Annotated in this window: 8 protein-coding genes; 3 read left to right on the forward strand and 5 right to left on the reverse strand. The window is 46.7% G+C overall.

Annotated features, from left to right (window positions below; translation table 11 throughout):
* On the forward strand, nt 1-439 hold a 439-nt coding region (locus A6049_RS30385), incomplete at its 5' end, for a DUF4261 domain-containing protein (RefSeq protein WP_161490663.1).
* Between the two features lie 230 nt (nt 440-669).
* The gene (locus A6049_RS30390; RefSeq protein WP_063568149.1) at nt 670-1,029 is read left to right on the forward strand and encodes a hypothetical protein; all 360 of its coding nucleotides are present in this window, start codon (nt 670-672) and stop codon (nt 1,027-1,029) included.
* A 157-nt stretch (nt 1,030-1,186) separates the two neighbouring features.
* Here the strand turns inward: A6049_RS30390 and A6049_RS30395 are convergent, their stop codons facing one another.
* On the reverse strand, nt 1,187-1,681 hold the full coding sequence (locus A6049_RS30395) for a GNAT family N-acetyltransferase (protein ID WP_063568150.1): 495 nt from the start codon (nt 1,679-1,681) through the stop codon (nt 1,187-1,189).
* A complete protein-coding gene (locus A6049_RS30400; RefSeq protein ID WP_063568151.1) occupies nt 1,678-2,187 on the reverse strand; it encodes a hypothetical protein in 510 nt (169 codons plus the stop codon). Before A6049_RS30400 ends, A6049_RS30395 begins: the two co-directional genes overlap by 4 nt.
* Before the next feature lie 158 nt (nt 2,188-2,345).
* Between A6049_RS30400 and A6049_RS33495 the strand changes: the two genes are divergently transcribed.
* The gene (locus A6049_RS33495; RefSeq protein WP_205412061.1) at nt 2,346-2,516 is read left to right on the forward strand and encodes a hypothetical protein; all 171 of its coding nucleotides are present in this window, start codon (nt 2,346-2,348) and stop codon (nt 2,514-2,516) included.
* 83 nt (nt 2,517-2,599) lie between these two features.
* On the opposite strand, the gene A6049_RS30410 is transcribed toward A6049_RS33495, so the two are convergent.
* The 3 genes from A6049_RS30410 to A6049_RS30420 all read right to left on the reverse strand — a co-directional run.
* Nucleotides 2,600-3,613: a LacI family DNA-binding transcriptional regulator gene (locus A6049_RS30410; RefSeq protein ID WP_063568153.1), complete on the reverse strand. Its 1,014-nt coding sequence runs from the start codon at nt 3,611-3,613 to the stop codon at nt 2,600-2,602.
* Between the two features lie 104 nt (nt 3,614-3,717).
* A complete protein-coding gene (gene iolB / locus A6049_RS30415; protein ID WP_063568154.1) occupies nt 3,718-4,527 on the reverse strand; it encodes a 5-deoxy-glucuronate isomerase in 810 nt (269 codons plus the stop codon).
* Nucleotides 4,528-4,612: 85 nt separating this feature from the next.
* Nucleotides 4,613-5,247, reverse strand: a 635-nt coding sequence (locus tag A6049_RS30420) for a Gfo/Idh/MocA family protein (protein WP_240321588.1), incomplete at its 5' end; no start/stop codon positions are given.

Genomic DNA, 5,247 nt, shown 5'->3' on the forward strand with positions numbered 1-5,247 from the left:
AACTGACGCCATTCAGGCACATATTCTGTTCACCCAAACAGCGAGTGCTTTGCTCCAGCTGGACCATGCGTTGGCTATATATATGGCGCCACTTGTGGTGGAAGCAGGCCAGTACGTGGACATCAGTCGTGGAATTAAGGAACAAGAGCTGCCCGTCTCCCTCTGGATCTTCATCGGATTATTCCAAAGCCCTGAAGGCGCATCGGCCTACACTTATGGGTTACGCAACTTCGGGAAAGAGGAGATGGAAATCACTCAATCCGCAAAGCCGTTAAGTGAAGTATTTGAAATGATGTATATGACTGCGACTTATGTTGTTGAAAACGATGTAACCCTGCATGACGGCGAGACGCTCGGCTTCTCTGCAGAACAAAAGCTGCCCATCAACCGCTCGGAAGGAATAGCCACAGAGGGTAGCAGCTTGAAGATTGGTTTTTAGGCATCGTTAAGAGCCGTCCAGATTCCTCGTGACTGGGCGGCTTTTTTATGTTTGATTTCCGATTTAGCTCATCAACATACGTTTCCCTGAAATTGTATCTGCTAGGAGGACATAGTTCATAAGTATTAGAATATAGTGAACTTTGTTTTCATATCTGCAAATTGAGGGTATAATTAATAGGTCAATAGACTTATATCGTACATAATATTTTATCGTAAGGGAGTTGCCAAATGTCTGTAAAACGATTGGATTCACCTAAACCTATTATTGAAATAGTTTGGGAAGGGATGGTCTCTCCTGAACAGGTGGAACAAACAAATACCGAGATAAAAAAAATAGCGGAGCAATTGGGTAATTCATTTGATGTGCTGGTGGACATGCGCAATATGAAGGCATTTCCTCAGGATACAAAAGAGAAAATTGTGGAGCACCAGAAGCTGCTGGCACAGTGGGGCATGAAGCGTGCGAGTGTAGCGGTAGGCGGGGCGATTGCCAAAATGCAGCTGAACCGGATCTCCAAAGAATCGCAGCATCAGACCGAATTCCAATGGGAAACATATGATGAAGCTTTGGCTTTTTTATTGAACTAATTAAATAGGGCTGTTATGTGAGCATAATGGAAATATGGTGCGATGAACATGCAGGCATATATATCTTAAGGCGCTTCCCAGCATATAAGGGGAACGCCTTTTTGTATTTTGCAAACTCTCCATATGAAATGAATATGTTCATCTGTTTGCGATAAGATCATGGTTTCATCACGCACACCATCGTTACAGATGTGCCACACATGCCCTGTTCGACGAATCCGAAACGCCGATAAAGCCGAATTGCTTCGTTATCGGGATCAACACTGAGCGAAACGGCGTCAATGTCCCGCTTTCGAGCCTCATCTAACGCCGCCTGAATGAGACGGGTGCCTATTCCTTTGCCACGCGCTGTCTCAACCACAGCCATTCCCATCTCGGGTGTAGCCGCATTTACATAACCATATCCCGCATTCTGCTCATTAAAAAATCGCAACGTCACCGAACCCATACGTTTGCCCTGAGAATCCACGGCGATAAATCCGAAATCTCCCTCTCTCCCCCAGCCTTCAACGTACTTGGACATGCCGGGGCTATGAATGATCCCAGGTTCAAAAGGCTCTTCGCCCTCCCGCTTGAACATGGATGCATACAACATCTCCCACAGAAAAGGGATATCCTGCTCTTCAATCGGACGTAATTGATATTCCGTCATTTTTTCCCCTCCTTCAAATTGGTAAAGAGGCGTTCCATTTCATTTAAATTAAAATCATTGGTAATTTCATAATTTTCAAGCTTGTCTCTCGTTTTGTATCCGCTATAGATAGAGACGGCATGTTCGTTATAAAACGTAATTCCAAAGCCTTCTGTAAATCGATCTTCTTTCTTCGTCAAAAGCTGCCAGTCATAGTAATATGGGTTCCCCTCCGATCGCTCGGAGATATCTATTTGCTTTACTCTTCTTAATTCGATATCCTTCGCAAGCTTTAATATCTTTCTAATCTCTTGGGGATCTTTAATAGTCACTTCTTCTTCATCGTATGGATCGGTGGTCGGTATTTTTTTGATAATCAGAATGTCCAGTGTATCCAGCATACTCATATGATCCGTGACTTCAGCTCGAAAGGTGGTATGTTGTCTCGAAATGTACATTGGTATCGTAATAGCTGCAATCACGAGTACAACGACCACACCAAGAATGGTTTTGGTTCTTTTTTTCATTGAGCTCTCCTCTCGTTATTGGGTGAATCAGGAAATTAAAGTTCATTATAAGTATACCACCTCATCCAAATATTGTTCTAGATCATTAAAATAACCCATTAAATACATGCATTTTATAAAGAAAAAACCTCTTCATAATGATCTCCAGTGTTGCAGCCATGTCGGAACAGAGTGCGGCTTCCACGGAAGAGGTTGCTTCTTCCACGGAAGAGGTTGCTTCTTCCACGCAGGAACAGTTCAATTACATTACAAGCATCTCGGAACGTTCCAATGAGCTGGCGCAGCATGCCAATACACTGTACGAAGAAGTGAAGAAGTTCAAGATTTAACTAAAACAAGCCACGTTCACCCTTAGGTGCACGCGGCTTGTTTTATGTGGACGACGTATATGTTTCAGGACCGGGCTGTAGTCTTAAGATTGATCTGATACCTTTCCTGTTGAGTCTCTAATGACCAATTCAGGCTTCAGGACAATTTTTTGCGGTGATTTACCTTCATCTTTTAGCTCATCAATTAATAAATCAACGGCACGACGCCCCAGATCCTCAATAGGTTGGGCAACCGTCGTCAGAGGCGGACTGGTTACCGAAGCCAGAATCGTATTATCGAATCCGATGATTGATACATCTTCTGGCACACGCAGTCCTAGTTCTTTGGCAGCCTGAAGCGCACCAATTGCCTGCATGTCGTTACAACAGAAGATGCCTGTGGCTCGATTCTTTTCCGTGAGCAGCACGAGCGCCTCTTTTTTGGCTGAACCCAAATCGGCATATGACTCTCTCACCTGATCGGCTTCAAGAGAGTAACCCGCCTGCTCCAATGCTTCACGAAATCCGCGTACACGTTCCTGACTGCTGCTGACTTTGAACGGTTCGGACAGCACCGCTACGTGACTATGACCCAATTCAAGCAGATGCTGTGCTGCCAAGGCGCCACCAAGCCTGTCATCGATCGCAACGGTATGTACCGATAACGACGGCATATGACGGGCAATCAGAGCAACAGGTATCGACTGTTGCAGGAGTGGAGACAGAATCTCGGCATTGTCGATACCTGTTCCGATCATCATGCCGTCGACCCTTTTTTGCTGAAGCAGATTCAAATACCGCTCTACCCGCTCGTCCTTATTATCTGTGCTGCAAATCACGACGCTATAACCCAACTGCCGACTGCGATCTTCTACCGCTCTGGCCAGCTCGGCAAAATACGGATTAGAGATATCGGGCACGAGCAGCCCGAGCGTGTATGTCTGCTTACCCGTAAGTGCAGCAGCAATAGCGCTCGGCTGGTAGTGAAGCCGCTCCATGATCTCCATAATCTCGGCGCGCCGCTTCTCGCTAATTTTACCTTTGCCGTTAATGACCTGTGAGACGGTTGCAATGGATACCCCCGCCTCGCGTGCTATATCATATATGGTTGCTTTCATTGTTATTTCCCCATTTGTGCTATATATAAATTCTCTTATATATAGGTAATCGTTTTCTTCTCATTATGCAGGGGGAAGTCCGCATACGCAACTTGAAGTCGATACTACTTTTTATTCATCAGCCAATCATGGTCCGGGTCGTTATGAAACTTCCAGGTCCGGGTTGGTCCTGCCATCACATTCAGATAGTAGACCTCGTATCCCGGAGGAGCACCCACCGGATGGTATCCACATGGAACAAGCACAACTTCGCCGTTGTTCACTGCAAGCGTCTCATCTACAGCTCGATCATCGGTGTATATCCGTTGGATGGCAAACCCCTGCTCAGGCTGCACTCGGAAATAGTACGTCTCCTCTAGCAATGATTCGTCAGGCAGGGCGTCCCGGTCATGTTTATGCGGTGGATAGCTCGACCAATGTCCATCTGGTGTGAACACCTCAACGACAAGCAGACTGTCTGCTTCTTTTTGTTCCGGCAATATATTGTGAATCTGTCGTTCTAGATTGCCGTAACCACGCGTCTCAACACCTACATCTTCCGGGGCAATCAGCCGAGCTGGATACGTGCCTTTACCTGGTGCTGCACATATGGCAATCTCCAATGCGGTAAGAGCTGTTAACTCCACTCGATCTGAACTGGATACGTAAATCGAATACGGAGGAATTTTTTCAAAAACACTCATTCTTTTCCCGATATTCTCCCACGTATATTCACGAGTACTTACATTCGCCAAGCCGCTGAGAAGCACAATACAGAGTTCCTGATCCCCGCTCTCAAGAGTTAGGGTCTGTCCCTCCGCAAGCTGCACCACCTGGAACCCAACATATTCCCATCCCGCAGACTCTGGTGTGACCGTCAACAACGTTCCGTCTGCTTTTGGATTCAACACAGGTTTTACTACGCGTTCTGACATGCTTCCTTCCACTCCTTCCGGTATTTATCCGTAATCCTGACGGCTGTCTATTAGATGAAATGAACTTGTTATTTTGAAAATAGCTCTACGGGGCAACCGTCTGCGATTCCACCGACATCCCCGGGACTTCCCGCAGCTTCACAGGTCTGCCTTGTTCCATGGACATGCGCGCGGCGATTGCGATGCGTTCTGCCTGAACGGCATCATTCCCGTTTACGATGACAGGTGTATCGTTCCGAATCGCGTCGATGAAAAGAGCAGTCTCCTGCACGTACGCTTCGTTGTATCTCTCCAGGAAAAAGTGTAGCGGCTTGTCGCGCATCAATCCATTTGCTGTACTAATTTCTGCCGTATTCGGATGATCGTTCGCAGCTGTTGCGCTGCCCAATGAGCCAAATACCTCGACTCGCTGATCGTATCCATATACCGCTTGGCGGCTGTTATCAATGACGCCGATTGCTCCATTTTTAAAACTCAACGTCACAATGGCCGTATCCACATCGCCGTGTTCCGCAAAAACAGGATGAATCAGCACATTGCCCTGGGCATAGACTTCCTCCACCTCACTACCGGACAGATACCGGGCCATATCGAAATCATGGATCATCATATCCATGAAGATTCCGCCAGACACCCGGATGTACTCCGCTGGCGGCGGACTCGGGTCACGAGAAGTAATTTTAATAATATGCGGATCACCAATCGTTCCCTCCTGCACAT

Origin of the sequence: Paenibacillus sp. O199 (genome assembly GCF_001636635.1) — a bacterium.
GTDB lineage: Bacteria > Bacillota > Bacilli > Paenibacillales > Paenibacillaceae > Paenibacillus > Paenibacillus marchantiae.